The 17,944-nt window shown below is 37.7% G+C and carries 14 protein-coding genes and 1 pseudogene; 5 read left to right on the top strand and 10 right to left on the bottom strand.

The window, feature by feature from the left end:
• Nucleotides 1-283: 283 nt before the first annotated feature.
• The 8 genes from GQR55_RS12190 to GQR55_RS12155 form a co-directional block, all read right to left on the bottom strand.
• On the bottom strand, nt 284-1,651 hold the full coding sequence (locus GQR55_RS12190) for a VapE domain-containing protein (protein WP_197240000.1): 1,368 nt from the start codon (nt 1,649-1,651) through the stop codon (nt 284-286).
• Nucleotides 1,648-2,673, bottom strand: a complete 1,026-nt coding sequence (locus tag GQR55_RS12185; RefSeq protein WP_166420815.1) for a hypothetical protein — start codon at nt 2,671-2,673, stop codon at nt 1,648-1,650. Before GQR55_RS12185 ends, GQR55_RS12190 begins: the two co-directional genes overlap by 4 nt.
• Before the next feature lie 94 nt (nt 2,674-2,767).
• Complete coding sequence (locus tag GQR55_RS12180; protein WP_166420814.1) at nt 2,768-3,250, bottom strand: hypothetical protein; 483 nt, start codon at nt 3,248-3,250, stop codon at nt 2,768-2,770.
• Between the two features lie 2 nt (nt 3,251-3,252).
• Nucleotides 3,253-3,444, bottom strand: a complete 192-nt coding sequence (locus GQR55_RS12175) for an AlpA family phage regulatory protein (RefSeq protein ID WP_166420813.1) — start codon at nt 3,442-3,444, stop codon at nt 3,253-3,255.
• Between the two features lie 79 nt (nt 3,445-3,523).
• Entirely contained in the window at nt 3,524-4,384 is an 861-nt protein-coding gene (locus GQR55_RS12170) for a hypothetical protein (protein WP_166420812.1), read from the bottom strand.
• Nucleotides 4,385-5,785, bottom strand: a complete 1,401-nt coding sequence (locus GQR55_RS12165; RefSeq protein WP_206012085.1) for a tyrosine-type recombinase/integrase — start codon at nt 5,783-5,785, stop codon at nt 4,385-4,387.
• A 468-nt stretch (nt 5,786-6,253) separates the two neighbouring features.
• Nucleotides 6,254-6,502 carry a hypothetical protein gene (locus GQR55_RS12160; protein ID WP_166420811.1) on the bottom strand — a complete coding sequence of 83 codons (249 nt, stop codon included), beginning with the start codon at nt 6,500-6,502 and terminating at the stop codon, nt 6,254-6,256.
• A 110-nt stretch (nt 6,503-6,612) separates the two neighbouring features.
• Nucleotides 6,613-8,250 carry a cyanophycinase gene (locus tag GQR55_RS12155; RefSeq protein ID WP_166420810.1) on the bottom strand — a complete coding sequence of 546 codons (1,638 nt, stop codon included), beginning with the start codon at nt 8,248-8,250 and terminating at the stop codon, nt 6,613-6,615.
• Nucleotides 8,251-8,511: 261 nt separating this feature from the next.
• Between GQR55_RS12155 and GQR55_RS12150 the strand changes: the two are divergent.
• From GQR55_RS12150 to GQR55_RS12140, 3 genes and pseudogenes are all read left to right on the top strand, one after another.
• Nucleotides 8,512-9,099: pseudogene (locus GQR55_RS12150) on the top strand (hypothetical protein).
• Between the two features lie 97 nt (nt 9,100-9,196).
• Nucleotides 9,197-10,111 carry a zinc dependent phospholipase C family protein gene (locus tag GQR55_RS12145; protein WP_166420809.1) on the top strand — a complete coding sequence of 305 codons (915 nt, stop codon included), beginning with the start codon at nt 9,197-9,199 and terminating at the stop codon, nt 10,109-10,111.
• 1 nt (nt 10,112) lies between these two features.
• The gene (locus GQR55_RS12140) at nt 10,113-10,511 is read left to right on the top strand and encodes a hypothetical protein (RefSeq protein WP_024593055.1); all 399 of its coding nucleotides are present in this window, start codon (nt 10,113-10,115) and stop codon (nt 10,509-10,511) included.
• Between the two features lie 79 nt (nt 10,512-10,590).
• Here the strand turns inward: GQR55_RS12140 and GQR55_RS20095 are convergent, their stop codons facing one another.
• Together GQR55_RS20095 and GQR55_RS12130 are read right to left on the bottom strand one after the other, a co-directional pair.
• Nucleotides 10,591-12,861, bottom strand: a complete 2,271-nt coding sequence (locus GQR55_RS20095) for an EAL domain-containing protein (RefSeq protein ID WP_206012084.1) — start codon at nt 12,859-12,861, stop codon at nt 10,591-10,593.
• 126 nt (nt 12,862-12,987) lie between these two features.
• The gene (locus GQR55_RS12130; protein ID WP_166420808.1) at nt 12,988-15,837 is read right to left on the bottom strand and encodes a UvrD-helicase domain-containing protein; all 2,850 of its coding nucleotides are present in this window, start codon (nt 15,835-15,837) and stop codon (nt 12,988-12,990) included.
• Nucleotides 15,838-16,119: 282 nt separating this feature from the next.
• Here GQR55_RS12130 and GQR55_RS12125 point away from each other — a divergent pair, with 282 nt between their 5' ends.
• Both GQR55_RS12125 and GQR55_RS12120 read left to right on the top strand, forming a co-directional pair.
• On the top strand, nt 16,120-16,857 hold the full coding sequence (locus GQR55_RS12125; protein ID WP_166420807.1) for a hypothetical protein: 738 nt from the start codon (nt 16,120-16,122) through the stop codon (nt 16,855-16,857).
• 114 nt (nt 16,858-16,971) lie between these two features.
• Nucleotides 16,972-17,892, top strand: a complete 921-nt coding sequence (locus GQR55_RS12120) for a M14 family metallocarboxypeptidase (protein WP_166420806.1) — start codon at nt 16,972-16,974, stop codon at nt 17,890-17,892.
• Nucleotides 17,893-17,944 lie beyond the last annotated feature (52 nt).

The following is a 17,944-nucleotide window of genomic DNA, read 5'->3' as shown; positions in this document are numbered from 1 at the left end:
AATCTACTTAACCAGCCTACAGGGCCTTACTGGCGTGGCTTTTAGCTAAAAATGGTTAGGTGGTTAAGTGACTTCGCCCACCTTTAGGGATTTAGCCGCTGCTGTTGTGATAGCTATAACCCTATGAATATTTATCCTATAAAAATTTAAAGTTAGTGTTTTTACTTAACCACCTAACCAAAAACGCGTGAAACCCTTATTTATAAAGGGCTTCGGGGTGGTTAGGTAAAATAAAATCTACCTAACCATTACTTAACCATAACCATTTAAACAAAAGAAGCGGCTAAAAATAATCTTCTAAACCGTCATCGTTTGCGGCAGGTGTCACGTTAAAAGCTATTTTATACACTCTCCTGTTTGCCCTGCCTTTTTTAGCAGTAATCAATCCCTCTTTAGCTAAACGGTTTAAGGCTTTGCCGACCATACCGCTATGGTTCGATTGTAACTTTCTATCTTCTGCTATTAACTCGCCAGCGGTAAACCAGCCATCTATACACGTTGGGTGCTCTATTTGCTGGGGTAAATCAATTTTACTTTCTGGCGCGATATAATTATCAACTATGTGATTATAAGCAAAACCCTTATCTTGAAAGTTATCATTAACAGATAGTGCCTTTTCTTGTGTTTCATCACTAAGCGCCCACCCGTAACCGTCTAAGTACAGCTTTTTTACCTCAAGCCAAAACTGGTGTAATTGTTCGGGGTCGGTTTGTTTTATCGCACCTGTACCGTCAAACGTCCAACCTAGTAAACTGTTTAAGGTGTCCATATCAATCGCCTTTTTCAGTTCAAGCACTGCAAAGCGAGTTGAGCCAGTATCATCTTTTAAAAAGTCGCGGTCGTTTACTGTTGCAATAAAACACGTTTGGCGCGGTTTCTTTATATCGCTTCTGGCGTATGGTGGGCGTACTGTATCAATAGACTTTGTAATAAATGCCTTTAAGCTGCCCTGTGAATTTTTACTTGTGCGTTCAAGTTCGCCAAGCTCAACAATCCACGAGCGTATGTTAGATAAAATACTATCTTTATTATCAGGGTTTAGCTCTGCGCCCTCTAAAAAAGAATGTGGCATTACACTAGCAAAGCGTTCAACAAAGGCGGTTTTTCTGAATGATTGACCTCCTTGTAAAACAGGCACTAGTTTACTTTTGAATGTGTCCTCATAAATACAGGCAATACATGCCACCAGCCAGTGCTTAATTATAGAATCGGCTAGTTGTTCATCTTTAGCATTTAAACACGCGACAACCTTGTTAACGCGCTCTATGCCGTCCCACTCGCCCTTATCTAAGTAAAACTTAACAGGGTGAAATTTGTTGCCGTGACTGATTGCGATTAAGTGATCATCAATTGCCGACTTTGGCAAACTGTGCCGACTTGCTGCGCTTATTAAATGGCTTCTAACTTCTTCAAAGCTGTTATTTAATGATTTAGTTCCTTTTAATAACTCAGGTTCAAACGTCATCTTATTAAAGCCAAACTCTATCCCGTAAAACTTGCCCAGCTCTTTTAGGTTGTCGGCTGTGTTTAATGTGCGCCCTTTGCCGTCCTCAGTTACTTTTATATCTGGGAATTTAGGGCTTAACATAGGCGTTTTTTCGGCTGTCTTTTCAACCTCTACAGGTATGTTATTAACTGCTGGCAAGCTCATACTTCACCCCCTGCAAAAAATGCGTTTACGCTCTCATTGTGCAAGTGAGTAAAATATTCTTGCTGGTTATGTTTATGTATTTGCTTAAACTGAGTTTTCGCAATGTCATGTAATGCGCGTTTATAGTTTCCGCCATATTCACGAATAACAATAAAGTCGAACATATCTAGGCATTGCCCTGTGGCGCATGGGTCGCTTTCATGGTGTGAATAATAACGCTCTTTGCCATCGGTATGACTTGTTAAGATATAAGCGCCTGCGGTTTTGCTGGTTGCTTCGGGTGGTAAATACGCTTTACCTTGTTGTTTATACCCATAATGACTAAGCAAGCTTTCCCACGTATAGCCACTATTAACCAAGTTAATAATAGATATTTGTTTCCCGACTAGGTTTTGCTTAAACGCTGGCTTAATAGGTACGGATTTAATAGCCTGTTCTTGTTGCTTGGTTTGCTCTTGTGCGTACCTCTCCGCATTTACTAGAATTTGCGAGTCTGCCACGTTCAGCGGTTCGCCTTTCCCTATTTTATACTCGTAGCAATCACCAGCAAAGCGCACAGGTAAATACATTATTTGCTGAGGTCGTGTAGCACAGTCGTCCGCCATAAATATATAGCTTAAATAGCTCTCCACCAGCGCCCAAACCTTATAAGTGATGGATTCGGCTATTTGTATGTAAACCCTGTAGCGGTTGCCTTTGCCGTCCTGCTGGTGGCTTGCTGTCGAGTGTATGATATACGACTCAATACCCATCCCCTCAAGCGTGTCGGCAATGGAATCAATATCCAGCTTGGTGTCGTCTAGGTCAAGGCGTAACAGTGTAAAATTATCGTGCTTTAAAACTGTTTCCTTTTGCTTGTTGGGCGCGTCATTGGCAGCAATGATTGAGCTTTTAGCCTTTGCCTGCGTGTGCGTTAGTGTGCCTAAATCGCTTGGTAATGAGACTTTAAGTGTTAACTCATGCCAGTTAATATAGTTAAAACACTGAGTAACTTTTATACTTTTAGCTGATAAAAAATTCATAATAATTTATACTCTTGTTTGGGCTGGTGGTTCCGTCTGCAAACTAAACCACCAGCCTTTGGTTATATATCAAAATGTATTTAAGCCGATTGAGTTAACCCTTATTCGGCTTTTCTTTTTCAAAGATAGAGTCATTGGCAGCACCTCCTAAAGATTTAAAATACTCTTTATTGGCCACTGTCATTTCGGTAAAAGCTTTAGGTTCACGCTTGCGGCCTTGAACAGCTTGCTTATAAGACTCGATACCTAACTCCTTTCGTCTTTCACGCCTTGCTGCTCTATCTTGCTCTTTATCGCCAGTTAAATGTCTTGGGTCTAATTGCAGTAATGTTTTATTTGAACCCTCTATTTTTCTTGAGTGAATTAACCAGTAACCGCCACTTTCACCCCGAAGCCGCTGTAAGGCTGAACGCAAGGTCTCTCCTAATCCAGTGTTTATAGCCAATTCATCTCTATTGTGTGGGTAAACATTCGCTAGTGCTTTAAGAAGCTTATAAGCAGCATGGTGTTGTTTTGGTATTGCTCCTAATGGCGCGGCTTTTAATATCTCTGTTAGTGGAAAGTGTAAGTTATCCATAATTAAGACTCCTTACTTGTTAGCCAAGCATCAAGGTCTGACTTTCTATAGAGACAGCAGCGGCTAGATAAGCGTATTTTGGGTGGAAATGTAGGGTCACTTTCACCAAGACGCCACAATGTAGCTAGTGAAATATTTAAGTAGTTGGCGCTTTCTTTCAAGCGCATATTGTCTGAATTGAACTGATTTAACATGGTGTTTTATCCTCTTTAGTTAAACACCATGAAACAATAAGCTATATAAAATGGAGTAATAGAACGGTTTGCTCCACTTTTATTTATATGATTTTAAATTAATGCCTTTTAAATAGTTTTTTTCAACCGTAGTTCGCGGGGTAGGCTTATTAGGTTTTAGAATTTCATCCATTTTACTTGCTACTCTCTCGCTAACTCTAGCCCAAGTTATATTTAAGTTAGCGTTGTTCTGTTTCATTTCTTTTATTACTTTTGGAAGTAGCATTATTGCTAATTGTTTTTTTTCTTCTTTCGTTTTGACCCTTTTACTAGTTGCTTCACTCGTGCGGGATTTTCCAGCAATAATTTGATACTCGTATTCAGCTTTAGCCATATTCATACCATGAGCAAATAAAGCATGAGCGCACCTGTCTAGCTTGCTAAAGTCCAAATCACGTTTAGCCTTACACCACTCGATATAAGTACATATAACCTGACCAACTACCGAGTAATGAGGATATCCAGTCTGACGAGTCAACAACCTGAATAAACTACCTAAAAATAATTTTTCACCGTTAACGTGATATACAGCCATTAAACTTAAATAAGGTATAGCGTTCGAGTCATCTTTGTTCATAGCTTTAAGTGTTTCAGTTTTAAACCAATTACAAACGTACCAGTGAACAATTCCTTTAATACCATTTTTAATTGAATCTTGCTGACTCCCTAAATCATCACCAAAATCAATATCAACTTCATGACCAAGGTTGATTAAATCTTGAAAAATCTGCTCTGAATATTTTGCTTCTTCTTCTAATGTTAAGATATGGTTTGGATAACTAAACAACCCTTCTTTAGTGCGTTTTTTATTGTGTGTGGTGAATGCTTTAGTATTTTTTTCAATTCCTTCCATAGGAAAATATAAATTCACCCAACTCTCAAGCTGTTTTTCAATATCCATCTATATAACTCCTTTTATTTGATTATTGCTTGCTGAATTAATACCACCCACACCTTGCAGCATGGCTAATGTGTTTGTTTCATCATGCCTTAAATAGTTAGCGGCTATCATTGAACCGTCTTTATGCCCTACCAGCTTGGCGATAGTTAACACGGGAACACCACGGGCGCATAACTCTGATATAAAATTATGCCTAAATGAATATAAATCTAGCTCTGTAGTAATACCGCCAAGGGCTTTAACTTGTCGCCAGTGTGTTAGGTGGGCTTTACGCTCTAATGCTCGCCCTGTGCGATCTGATTGGAATATAAAGCCTGTAGCATTGCCCTGTTCACTCTTCCATATATCAAACACCGCTTTTAATTCATCACCAACGGGAAAGGTGATTTTTTGGCTGTAATTTACTTTTTTTGTTTTAGATGGGGTAAATATTAAAGTAGTCGAGTTGTTGAACTGATTAAAAGCTAAGTTCTCCCATTTTAAAGCGTATATATCGGCTGGGCGCATTCCTGTTAATCGTGCAATATGACAAAAAGGTATAAACCAATGCGGGTAAATACGTTCCTGTAAATCTGCTAAATGCCCTTTCCCATGCGCCCTACTTGCACTGCGCTTTTCTTTTAGTTGTTCAGCGTATAAATTTAGCCCGTTCTGAATCTGTTGCTTTAGTGTATCGCTCATAATAACGCGCTTTGATTCTAGCTTTGTATTATGTATTTCTAACTTTTCTCGTTCAGCTAGAGTAAGCGCGGGTAACGAATAGTTTTTGATAGGGTTATCTTTTAGTATTGCGGGGCTGTGCCCGTCTTGTGATTTAGCAGCAAAATTAAGCATAGCTTTAAATGCGCCATAATCTCTTACAAGTGAGCTACGCATCACACCGTTTTTTCTTCGTTTGTTGTACCAACTTAAAATATCAGTGCTAGTCACCTTTCCCATATCGCGATCAAATAGGTGTGAAAAGTTGCGGCTAATATTTTGTAACGTTGATTTGCCATCTTTGAAGTTATCTAGTTTATAAGGGGTATATATAGACTCGTAAAACCTACCTGTATTTAAGTAAGCATTGGCTGCTTTTAGTTGCTCAGCATCGGTATGTTCTTTTTTTAATTTTTTCTTATACCCTAATGGATCAACTCCATTTTTTAACTTTGTACGCCAATCTAAAGCCATCTCTGCTGCAATTGCTGGTTTAATAGAGGCATCGGCTATTACTGCTGTTCTTCTTTTACCTAACAAGTCTGTATAACGTAAGCGCCAAGCTCCACCAGCTTTTAATTTAATGAAGTGAAAACCTTGTATATTGTCACAACCTAACTGACTATTAAGCTCAGACTCCTTTAAAAAAGAGTTTAATTTTGCCACTGTTATGCTGGATGCGTTGTTTTTACTCGCTTTCATATAGATAACCACTTTTAAAAAACTAGCCAATAACTAGCCATTATAGTGATATTTTGAGAAATAAACAGGTGCTTTATGAAATAACAAATAAAGATAACTCATTGTAATTAAATATAAATCATTAAAAACAAAGAACTAAAAACTGTCATGGGGTGGCAGGGGTCGAGAGTTCGAATCTCTCCATACCGACCAATTTATTACCACTGTATCAAAAAAGTTAAACTTCTCTTCAAAATATAGCCAAAATTCATCTGTATTAACTCTACAGTTTATATCTGTAGCACTATCTTATTTATCGAAGCACACTTAAAAAGCAGAGCTTACCTAATAAGCTTTATAGGTTTTTGAGTGGATTGTATTTAATCATTATTAATTTTAGAACAACTTTAGTGGAATTTACATGAAACCATTTAATTTCAATTTAATGAAATTAAAAAAGCGCACTAAGCCCTTTTCTTTTCTAATGTATTAGTGCTTGCGCCCTACACCATTACGCACCATGTCTTGGCCTGTTTGAAATACATTTTCTGTAATCATGCGCGCTAAAAGTAGCTGTTGGTTATCGCCAAACACAGCAACAAAACGGCTGCCATCTTTGTTATTAGTGGCCATACCAACACCGGCAACACCTTTTAAACCAAAGCCCCCGCTTTCAACATCTATTAAAAAGCTTTCTAGCTCAGCTAAAGTATCAATTACGTCATTTTCATTATTCATTTTAAAACTCTTTTTAGTCGCGCGTTACACTTGGCAAAGCTTTTAAATCGTTATGAACGCTATTTTATAGAGTACAGCTTAAAACTTAAACCCTTGGTTTAGGTTGGTAACTAAATCGACTTTATAGCTAACTCTAAATTGCTTAGCGCACAACCAAACTCTTTTGCATTTACGCGATGATACTGCGTGTCACTGGTTGCTGTAAGGCTAATTATAAACTCGTCTTGTTGGGCTACCGTACTTTGCTCTTGGCTTAAGCACATAGCTTGAGTAAGTGAGCGCAGTTTTGAATTTGTTAAAATTGAGCCAAAACGCTGTACTGGTAATGGCGGTATTTTTATCTCGGGTAACGTTTGGCTTATAGTGCGCTCACTCAGAGTAAACGTATTGTTGGTAATATCAATTACGCTACTAGCAGGCCAGTACGAATAACGATAGTTATTACCCTCTTTTTGAGGCTTACCTTGCTCAGTTAAGTGCACTACACCGCTTTTACCTATTACGGTCATTAAACTAACTTCTGGCGATTTAATAACAACCAAAGCTGTATTTTCATCAATACCAAAGCCATGCTGCATTTGTGTTTTAGTATTACTCGCTTCGCTATTATTTAGCGCAGCTGCGAGTCTAAACGTGCGGTTTTGTTCGCTAAATTGAGTATCTATAACACCAAAGTTAAAGCTACCAAGTCCACCTGTATTAGCGTTAGTTTCACTTTTACGAAGAGCCTCAAGGCTTGTTGTATTCGTAAACATGCCCGCTATTTTGCTTTGGATTGCAGCGCCCGCTCCTTCACCTACTATAACTGGGCGGGTTTGCAATGCTTGCGTCCACGGATATGGATTGTTGTTTTGATCAAACAATACCTTATGCATTAATGCTGCATTACCGCTATTAAACATCACACCGGTACTATTTTTAATAAGTGATACAAGTGCGTCAGTGCCACTTTTGCATAAAGCATATTCGGCTTTTGTGCGATCGGGGTAAATTGCTTCACGGTTATACACATTCATTAATGTATTTCTGAGAGCGGGTAATTCATCGCACGAGTTACTCGTAATCGCTTTAGCAAGCGCTGGGGTTAGTGCTAACCATTGAGTGCTTATATTTGATTGTGCTAAAAGGCTCTGCGCTAAATCTGCCGATTCATAAGGGTCTCGGCTTGATGCTGTAATATCAAGCATGGTGGGATTTGCGTTATTAACTTTTAAACTGCCCGATACAAATTGCAAAATATTGTTAGTCGCGCTCTCGTTATTAAAATCGGTATTTACTTGCTCTTTAGAGCGCTCACCATTTTTATTAAGTAGCGGTACTTCTAGCATATCAAATACAAAGTTGTATTCTTGTTGGGTAAGGCTTTGCAGTTGTTGGTTGTTTATATCGCGCCACTGCCAGAGTAAATCAGTTTTTGATACGCTATTTGACGATTTACTTTGTATGGCTTTAAGTGTTTTTAATACAGCCGCTTTTGCCTCAATGTTATTATTAGGCCAGTGCTGCGTGATGTTTTTTATTTGAGAGTTATTAACCCTATATAGATTATGTGATTTACCTTCAACAACAATCTCTTTTTCGCAATTATTAAGCTTTGCGCTAGTACAGGTAGTAAGCTCTGACCCCACTAAAATTAAAGTTTGGCTTTGCTCTTGAGCCACTGCATTTATTGAAAACCCAGCACCAAACAATACCACTAACATACCTAGTAACTTCGGCTGTTGATCACGTAAAAATGCACATATCATAATGTAAACTCTAATATAAATTATAAAACTAATGTGTTGCAGTTTAACAGCTAGCCACTTGAGCCTAAATATATTTTTTAAATGTTAAATAATGCTAACCACTGAAAAAATAATAACGTTAAACACATCATTTAAATAAATTGTTTAGCTTGCCAAATACTCTCGTAAATATTGACTAAACAAATTTAAACCGAACATTTATTGAACAAACCCATTGTTTAAATTACGGTGGTGCATTGTTTTATGTAACCGGGGTGAAATATGGACTTTTCTAATGAAGAGGTAAATTTTTTAGCTGAGTTATTCAAACCAAATACAAAGCAGCGCTCTCCACGTAATCATATGCTTACAATGAAAAGCTCTGTACCCGCGAGTATTGCTCATCTTTTTACCCACGCTAATTTAACTTTGCTTGCTGAAGTTGCTAATTACCAACTTTGGTTTCCCCTGCAATTAAAAATTGATGAGTTAGGTGTAATTAACCCCATTTTGAGCGCACCAGAGGTAATTGATACAAAAGGCACTCAGCGCAGTTGGCGTTGGAGTAAACTAAATATTAAAAGCCAAGGTTTTAATATTTAATCAATTTCCAGTACAGGCATATTTTTAAAACCATTAAAAAATGGAAAAAGCTTAAACAAATTACAGCACATGAGCTTTACTTTACCCAACAAAGAAAATATATCAATGGATGTAGAACCTGTTAGGCAAAGTAGCCTAGGGATTGCAGCAAAAATAACTCAAATTCATAGCGGACAAGAGCAGCTAAGAGCTTACCTATTTGAAGAACATAAACGTCAATATGCTAAATTATATGAAAATGGCCAATTAGTTGAACAGCTAATTTAATAGCCTTAACCACCCTATACTTGCATTTAGTTAACTTTATTTAACGCTGTCTCAATGTTAATCTGTACACCTATTTATAAATCATAAGGATATGACAATGCCAGGTGCTTTTGCGCACATTACTGCGGTTAATATTGCAACGCAAACCAAGTCACTCACTAAAATGGATATGCCTAAAAAGGCAAAACTTATTTTAAGCAAACGCCAAGCATACCTTGAACTAGGTTGTGTAGCCCCCGATTACCCTTATTTAGCTGTAGCGCAACCTAGCCAAAATGCATGGGCCGACCTAATGCATTACGAGCGCACGGGTGATTTACTTAAAGCCATGATTGAATACTGTAAAGCACTTGAAGATGAAGCATTTGAAAAGTGCTTTGCTTGGTTATGCGGTTATATGGCACATGTAGCTGCAGATATAACGGTGCATCCGGTTGTTGAATTAAAAGTTGGCCCATATGAGCAAAACCAAACTGCGCACCGTACCTGTGAAATGAACCAAGATGCGTTTATTTGGCAACGTTTAAATTTAGGTGAGTTAGGCTACGCTGATCGCGTACAACAAAATATTGGGTCTTGTACTAACAAAGACGATAATTTTGATACCGATATTGAACAAATTTGGCAACATGCTTTATTAACAGTTCACCCAAGCTACGCCGCACAACATGCGCCTAACTTTAATTCATGGCATAACGGTTTTCAGCTTGTAGTAAATAATGTTGAAGAAAGCTATCGGTTATTTGCCTGTGCACGCCATGTTGCTGCTGATTTAGGTTTGTTTTATCCTCGCCCAAACGAAGTAGACTCCACTTTTATTGAACAACTAAAAACACCGCACGAGCCTATGCATTACAACGATATTTTTGACTTTGCCGTTAGCAACATTCAGCGCTATATAACCATTATTGCCAATGCCGTATTTTTAGATACTGATTACAGTGAAATTAAAAACTGGAACCTAGACACAGGCTACGATGAGCACAACACAATGACGGTATGGAGCAAATAGCATGAAACACTTACTCTGCATAAGCTTAATTGTATTACTTAGCGGTTGTTACACTTCAAAAAATAATAATCCAGAAATAATGGCCGATTTAGCCTCGCAATTAAAAGATATTGCGACAGCTGTAGACGGCACTTTAAAGTTTAGTGAAACACCCTATTCATCCACTGATGAGTTATTAAAAGCTGCCGTTAATAACGATTTAAGCAAACTTACGCCCTTTAACGAGTACACGTTTATTGTGGATGTACAAGATGATAACGCCGTATTACTTTTATGTGATGCTGACACTGCTTTAATTGAAGATGCAGGCTGTACTGCGCAATCAGACATACAGCATTGGAAGTCGGGAGCTGTGCAACAGTGCAAAATAACTATAAACGCCCAACAACTCTGTAATTAGGTAATAAAACCAAGCTAGCTTTATAGAACATGCATAGCTCTTAGGTGAGCATGTTCTATAAAGTGGCCACTAAATACATTTAAAGTTTAACTGTCACTTCTTTAGGGTTAAACACTAAGCCATGGCGGCTAACATGTTCTGCAAATTGTTCGGCTGGCATTGGTTTAGCAAAGTAATAGCCCTGAAATTCTTTACACCCCATTTGCGCCATTATTGCTACTTGCTCTTGGGTTTCTACCCCCTCAGCTACACACTTAATATCAAGTTCTTTACACATAGCGTGTACTGCCTTAACTAAACTTTTTTGACGCTTTGAGCTCGTTACTTGGCTTATTAATGAGCGATCTAACTTGAGTTTGTTAATTGGGTAGTCGGCAAGGCGTGCAATATTAGAATATCCCACCCCAAAATCATCGACCGAAATAGTAAAACCCCACGATTGCAGTGTTTGCATAAGCTTTAACGAATGGGCTTGGTTAGCCTCAAGGGAAGTTTCAGTCAGTTCTAACTCTATTTGAGGCGGCTTTACATTAAAGTCGGCAAGGTATTTAACTAGTTTTGACATAAAATCGGTTTGGCTAAAATCAATTAGAGATATATTTATTGCCACCGGCACACTCGGTAAACCCGCTTTAGTCCAATCGGCAATTTGAGCACACACCTTTTGAATAATCAGATCGGTTAACCGACTAACCATCCTGTATTCTTCAGCAATAGGAATAAACACCACGGGCGACACATTACCCAGTATTGGACTATTCCAACGCGCTAAAGCTTCAAGCCCTATGCATTCACCCGTAGCATTTACTTTAGGCTGATAATGCACCGACAAATCGCCTTGTTGAAGCGCTTCGTCTAGCAACATTGAAATTTCGTATTTTTCGATAAAAGCTTGTGACTGTTTTTCGTTATACCCACTTAGTGGAGTATTACAGTTTGCGATTTTAAGTGCTTCGCACGCATTGCTAAGTACTATTGTGCTGTTTTTTCCATGATCAGGATATTTTGCAAAACCAAATAAAAATGATTGCTGACACTTAGTGCCAAATACATTATATGTTTTATCTAATGTATTTTTTATTTGCATTAATAGCTTATCTTCAAGCTCGTTTTGCGAGTTTGCGCCAATTATAAAAGCAAGCTTTCCTACTCCTATATGAGCACACAACAGCGGCTCATCTGGCATCGTTTTTAAACGCTTGTATGCGTTAATCAGTAATGCTTGAGAGTCGGCTTTAGTGAGCTTTAAATTTAAGTATTCACTATTTGCACTTTGCGCAACAACAATATAAAAACCTTTTTGGTACTTACTTGTTAGCCTATCGCATTGCAGTTCAAACCATTCTCTATTAGGTAGCCTTGTTCGCGAGTCTCTGAAGCGTAATCGTTTGTTTTCTAGCTCCATCATCGACAAGCTTTGCTTAATGAGCTGTTCTTGCGTGCAATCGTAAAAGTCGTATACACGGTAGTTTGTGCTCATTGTTATTTGCTGATAACTGGCTTTAAAATAGCTTTTTTTGTACTTCACAATTTTATTTTGCGCATTTGGATCGTCAAAAACTAAAGAGGGGAATAAACGAGAGAGGTTAACGCATTCTCCTCTTAATTCTTTTTTTATACCAAACATATCAATAGCATGTTGATTAAAATCAGTAATAACAAGGTTTTCGTCAACAATAATTTTGGCTTTATTTGATTCGGTGAATAAGCTTCGATAAAGCTCATTTTTGTCTTTAAGGTGTGTATTAGCGCTTATCATTGTTTTGTTTAAACGCTTAGCAGCCACAATTGTGCGTGCTACAGCAAGGGGAATACATATGTTAAAAAATAAAAATATAAGCCCTGTAATGTATAAGTCCGCGTCGGGAAGTTGTTGCGCTATGCCAGTCAAACCCGATACATCAACGCTATTTATGATCATATAAAACGGCACAATATTTAATATGCCATAAGCTAAGGCTGTTCTATAACCAAGCAGCATAAGTGCAATTATCGGACAAGAATACATATACATAGAGCCCACTTTTGCAAGCTCTAAGTCTGTTAAAAATAAGTTCATTGACACGCTAGCGGCCACAATAGCGATTAAAAGTGCATGAGCGCTAAAGTGATAAAAACGCTTACTTGCTATAAGTAAACCGCATGCAGTAGCAAGAAAGCTGCTTGTTAATACAATAATATGAATTAAGTTAAATTCAATAGCGCTTGTGTACGTGTGACACGCCACAGATAAACATAACACCATTACTAATGATAGAATAATGCGCAGTGCACTTATTCGCCAATTAGCAACCTGACCAGGGGCTGAATAGTGGTCGTTTAATAAAAAGAATCTATTGAAAAAATGCATAATAAACAACAGTTAAAGCTCATTATTCTATTAGACATTGATAGCTTGTTAAAATCAATAAAATGAATGTAATTTTTATTTACATTGTTCTATAAAATAGACAGGTGTAAACCTGCTTATTAGCCGTTAAGCACTTATTTTTCGTGTGTTTTTACAGTTGTCTTCTTTAAGAGAAAAACCACTGCACCCTAAAAATTCACCGTGCTTAGATTTACGTTTACGCATTTCGCGCCCACACTTTTCACAAATTGGGTGCTGCGTTTTACATTCTGTATTCACGCATTGTGAGTATGTGTTTTTATCAACCGATGGGCTACTACAGCTTTTACACACTCGCAATTTAGTTTCGCAAATTTGCGTGTTAGTACAACTATAATAATCACCATATTGGCCCGTTTTGGGCACTATTAACCCGTCACTGCACGTACTACATTCTCTTTGCTTTAGTTGCGGCTTATTAAATAATGCGGAACCAATTTGAATGGGGTAATCATCGTTTATTAATTCTTTTATAAATGCGGAGCATGCATAAGGGTCGGCAATTAAATACGCTTTATGTTTAGCGCGTGTAATACCTACATAAAGCAAACGCCTTTCTTCTGAGTGAGTGAATTCATCTTGCTTTGGTAATAACGACTCCACCAGCAAGTTATTTTGATTGTCACTCGGAAACCCTAATTTACCTTGTTCAAAACCAATAATAATACAGTAATCGGCTTCAAGCCCTTTGGCACTATGCAATGTCCAAAAATGGAGAGGGTTTGTATGCTTTTTATCTTTTAAATGCTGTTGCACGCTATTTAACATGTATCGGTATCGACTAAGTATGGCGATGCTGGCTAATCCATCATTTTTTTGAATAGTGCTTATCGCTTGTTGTACTTTTATTTCTATCGATTTAGTGCCTTGGTATAAGTCGTCTAACAAAATAACTTGGGGTGTAGTTACTTTTGTATGTGTGCTGATCTGCTTTTTATATTGCTCAGGGTTTTGCATTACAAAGCGCCCTGCTACATCGCTAATACTATTGTTATATCTAAATGTTTTTTGCAGCATTGTAAGCGAGTGGCTACCCACCAGCTCATTAAAGCGCGTAGTAAGCGCTAAGTTACCACCCGAAAACCGATATATTGCCTGCCAGTCGTCACCTACTGCGGTAAAGCGTATTCCGTTACCATGCTTTAATATGGCACTTAAAAAAGCCATTCGCGCGCTTGATATATCTTGAAACTCATCAACTAAAATGTGACTCCACACAATATTAAAATCTCCGTTTACCACCGCCTTTGTTGCTTGAATAATCATGTCGTCAAAATCAATGGCATTTTGTGCGCTTAGTTCATTTATATAAGCCTCATGAATTTGCACTAACAAGTTTGCGTATTGTTGATAGTTTTTAATACCACTTTGCTTGATGCGCTGTGCTATTTGCTTATTACTTAGCTGCTCCACTCGAATAGCTTGTAAGCATTTTATGTACTTATCAATCCCTTGCTGTAACTGCCCTGAGTTATTTAATGTATGAAATATTTCATCGTTACTTAAAGGTGTTAATTCAACATTATGCTGCTTCAATTGCTTTGCGAGGGTTTGCTCTAGCTTCCCTTCTACCCAATTGTAATGAAAGGTCTCGAGTAACGTGGTGCCATTTTGTTTATGCAGTTTACGCTTAAATGCAATTTGCTCGTTATAATGCTTTTTATCTATATCGGCACGTGTATTACCTTGCCTATCAATCCCAAAGTGCTCTAAGTAAATATCATAGTGAGGTATATAAAAATCAGGCTTATATTGCCTATTTAGCTCGGTGCCTTGGTCAAAGTGATAATTCACCTCATAGCTATGCGGCACGCTGTTTAAATGCAGCCAGTTTGAAATTAACACCTCCTGATAACTTTTTACTTTATGACCCGCAAGGCTGCGGTATTCGTTATCGCGTATGTATCGCTCGTACTGTGCATTATCTTTAAAGCTAAATATATCAATTGGCTCATGGAGTAAATCTACAAATACTTTTAAAAATTGTGGCTCGGTTTGTATTTTTTTACTTACCCATGCCGTTAACCAACTATTTAATTGAACTGGGTCTGTTGCAAATTTTGACAACTCAACAGGTTTTTTAGCGCTTTGTAATAGTTTAAGCCCAAGCGCATGAAACGTTAAAATAGTGGGTGCTTTGGTATGTAATTTTGCATGCGTGGCGCGTTTAATAAAGCGCTCTTTAAGCTCGTTAGCTGCTGTTTTATTATAGGCCAGTACCAAAATTTGCTCGGGCTTTGCAATATCACACGCTATTAGATCTAGCGACTTTGCGACCATCACAGATGTTTTACCTGTGCCTGCTGCCGCTAATACTAAATTTTTGTCGTTATCGCGTATTACTGCTAAACGCTGCTCTGTTGTTAATGGATTTGACTCTACTTGATTAAAAAAATCATTTTTAAGTATCAGTTGTTTTTTTTCATATTTATGGCGCAACTGCGTAATAGCATCAAGAGAATTGGGTGTGGTGCTCAGTATATTTAAAAATTTAAGACTACTTGGCGATAAGTGTTGTTGCCATGTATTTGTACTTTGAGCGTACTGTTTAGCAAGTGAAAACACATCGTTATTAAGTGTATTTAGGGAACTATCACGTAAAAACTCATCTAAAGCATAACGCTTTAGCAAAGTTTTGGCGTTATTTACCTTTTGCTCAAGCATGGCCGAAAACTGCGTATTAAGGGCAGTATTTAAAGTATTAGCCTGTGCTTTGTTTAAAAAGCTAATTGATGTATTGCTGCTGTCGCACAAATTAATTTTGGCACTAAATAAACGGTTTTTAAGTATTGAGTAATTATAAAAGTCTTTAATTAAAAATGTTCGTGCGGGAGCACGTCTAAAATGCACAACAAGGTGCTCTTGTTCAATACTTACGTGTTTAATACGGGTAAAAAAACGGCCTAGCCAACTTGGAGTAGCAATATACTGCGCCATAATACTCTATATGAAAATATACTTTAATTGATTGTAACACACTCTTTTATAATACATTTAGCGCTAAGTTAGTGTTTATTTAGTAAGCAATTTAAATAGTGGATTGGTTTTTAAACTTAGGTTTTAATGTTTTATTTACAACCATTAACAAATTTAAACATTTACAGACGCCTTGCTGTGTAACAATGCACTAATACAAACTGGCCATTGCATATAATTGTAAAAACTATTCTTAATTAAACAATTACTTACTGCCTAATTAAGTGGCTTAAAGGAGCTAACATGCTTAAAAAATGCATTACCACAACGGCTTTAATTTTCGCATTATGCGCTTGCACATCAGAAACAGAGTCTGATTTAGTAAAAACAAAAGGTATATGGGCTGGCTTTGAACTGGTTTCTGACGGCAACCGCACGCGTGTTAACGCAGAACTAAATGCGGGAGATGCGAATGGCTCTAATATTGTTTTAAGCGATAGCGACTCATTAAGGGCTGTTGTTAATAACACTGCCATTGTACTTACAAAAGATACCGATTTTTTAGACGTTGATTACCAAGCTTATATAAATGCAACAGACGATAATCAGCAGTTTGATATATTATTTACACGAGACGATGGTATAAATGCTAATTCAAGCGCAGAACTGCCTTTAAATTTTATTATTTTAACCCCGAGTAACGATCAAAATTTTGGTATTAATAGTACTCTTACCGTTCAATTAGATGGCACTGATCCTAACAGTACAAGCCAAGTAGAACTTAACAGTAGTTGCACTACCAATAATAATGAAACACTTTTGCAGTCAACATTTTTTGCGCTTAATTCATCTCGCCTTGAAATAAATTTACAAAGCTTAGATATGTTTAACAGCTCGCAAGTAAATAAAAATAAAGCATGTAATTTAACAATTAATATTAAACGCGAACGGTTCGGTAGTATTTCGGGTGAATATGCAAACCAAAGCTATATTAGGGCGCAGCAAACACGCGCTATTAAAAATATGACTTTAACGTTTTAATTTGCACGCTAATTTACTCAGCGTTAAGCTATGCCTTTATTAAATAATTTTACCAATTGTAATTGCCCTCCTAATTTTTATGAGGGCTAATAATAATTGATATAAAGGTTTATTATGACTAACAGCACATACCCGATTGGCACACCTGGCAAAAAATGGAATAACAACGATAAAGCCCAGTGGTTAGCACGCCAAAACATTAAACGTAGTTACCAAAACGAAGTCGTAACGCTAATTAATGATCTTAAAAACACCTTAGATATAGAGCAATACGGCGAGCTTAATTACGCCGCAGGTACTTACCCATTATATATATTAAAAACGCCTAACTTTAATGCTAATAAACCAACTGTTTTAATCACCGGTGGTGTACATGGCTACGAAACCAGTGGCATACATGGCGCACTTAGGTTTGCTAAAACATCGGCTATGCAATATTGCGAACAGTTTAATATTATTGTAGCCCCCTGCATTAGCCCTTGGGGATATGAGACTATAAACCGCTGGAACCCAGATGCTATTGATCCTAATCGCTCATTTTACGAGGGTAGCCCAGCTCAAGAATCAGCAGCTATTATGGCGTTTGTAAAATCATTAGGTACTGACTTAATCGCTCATATTGATTTACACGAAACAACTGACAGCGATAACAGTGAATTTAGACCCGCACTTGCTGCGCGTGAAGGCACTACTAACACTAACTGGAACATACCTGATGGGTTTTATTTAGTTGCAGACACCAAAAAGCCTGAGCCAGAGTTTCAAAAAGTGATTATTGAAAGCGTTGCAAAGGTAACCCATATTGCACCGAGCGATGAAAATAACCAGCTAATCGGCGTACCTCAAGAGCAATTTGGTGTGATTAACTATGCCGCCCGAGAGTTAGGTTTATGTATGGGCTTTACTGATGCACCCTTCGTAACAACCACTGAAGTGTACCCAGATAGCCCAACTGCCACCGATGAAGAATGTATTTTGGCACAAGTAGCCGTTATAACCAGCGCACTGAAATATATAGGTGCAAATACGCAATAGAAACTGCATATAAAAACCGCACATAAAAAATGCCCAAGGAGAATATCTATTT

The sequence above is a fragment of the Pseudoalteromonas sp. Z1A8 genome (genome assembly GCF_011378855.1).
Lineage (GTDB): Bacteria > Pseudomonadota > Gammaproteobacteria > Enterobacterales > Alteromonadaceae > Pseudoalteromonas.
The sequence above is the reverse complement of the archived record's forward strand: the minus strand, read 5'-3'. Positions and strand labels throughout refer to the sequence as shown.

Bases quoted from the DNA above. Each gene is read 5' to 3' on its own strand.
- GQR55_RS12190 (WP_197240000.1), bottom strand. From the start codon at position 1,651: ATGAGCTTGCCAGCAGTTAATAACATACCTGTAGAGGTTGAAAAGACA.
- GQR55_RS12185 (WP_166420815.1), bottom strand. From the start codon at position 2,673: ATGAATTTTTTATCAGCTAAAAGTATAAAAGTTACTCAGTGTTTTAAC.
- GQR55_RS12180 (WP_166420814.1), bottom strand. From the start codon at position 3,250: ATGGATAACTTACACTTTCCACTAACAGAGATATTAAAAGCCGCGCCA.
- GQR55_RS12175 (WP_166420813.1), bottom strand. From the start codon at position 3,444: ATGTTAAATCAGTTCAATTCAGACAATATGCGCTTGAAAGAAAGCGCC.
- GQR55_RS12170 (WP_166420812.1), bottom strand. From the start codon at position 4,384: ATGGATATTGAAAAACAGCTTGAGAGTTGGGTGAATTTATATTTTCCT.
- GQR55_RS12165 (WP_206012085.1), bottom strand. From the start codon at position 5,785: ATGAAAGCGAGTAAAAACAACGCATCCAGCATAACAGTGGCAAAATTA.
- GQR55_RS12160 (WP_166420811.1), bottom strand. From the start codon at position 6,502: ATGAATAATGAAAATGACGTAATTGATACTTTAGCTGAGCTAGAAAGC.
- GQR55_RS12155 (WP_166420810.1), bottom strand. From the start codon at position 8,250: ATGATATGTGCATTTTTACGTGATCAACAGCCGAAGTTACTAGGTATG.
- GQR55_RS12145 (WP_166420809.1), top strand. From the start codon at position 9,197: ATGCCAGGTGCTTTTGCGCACATTACTGCGGTTAATATTGCAACGCAA.
- GQR55_RS12140 (WP_024593055.1), top strand. From the start codon at position 10,113: ATGAAACACTTACTCTGCATAAGCTTAATTGTATTACTTAGCGGTTGT.
- GQR55_RS20095 (WP_206012084.1), bottom strand. From the start codon at position 12,861: ATGCATTTTTTCAATAGATTCTTTTTATTAAACGACCACTATTCAGCC.
- GQR55_RS12130 (WP_166420808.1), bottom strand. From the start codon at position 15,837: ATGGCGCAGTATATTGCTACTCCAAGTTGGCTAGGCCGTTTTTTTACC.
- GQR55_RS12125 (WP_166420807.1), top strand. From the start codon at position 16,120: ATGCTTAAAAAATGCATTACCACAACGGCTTTAATTTTCGCATTATGC.
- GQR55_RS12120 (WP_166420806.1), top strand. From the start codon at position 16,972: ATGACTAACAGCACATACCCGATTGGCACACCTGGCAAAAAATGGAAT.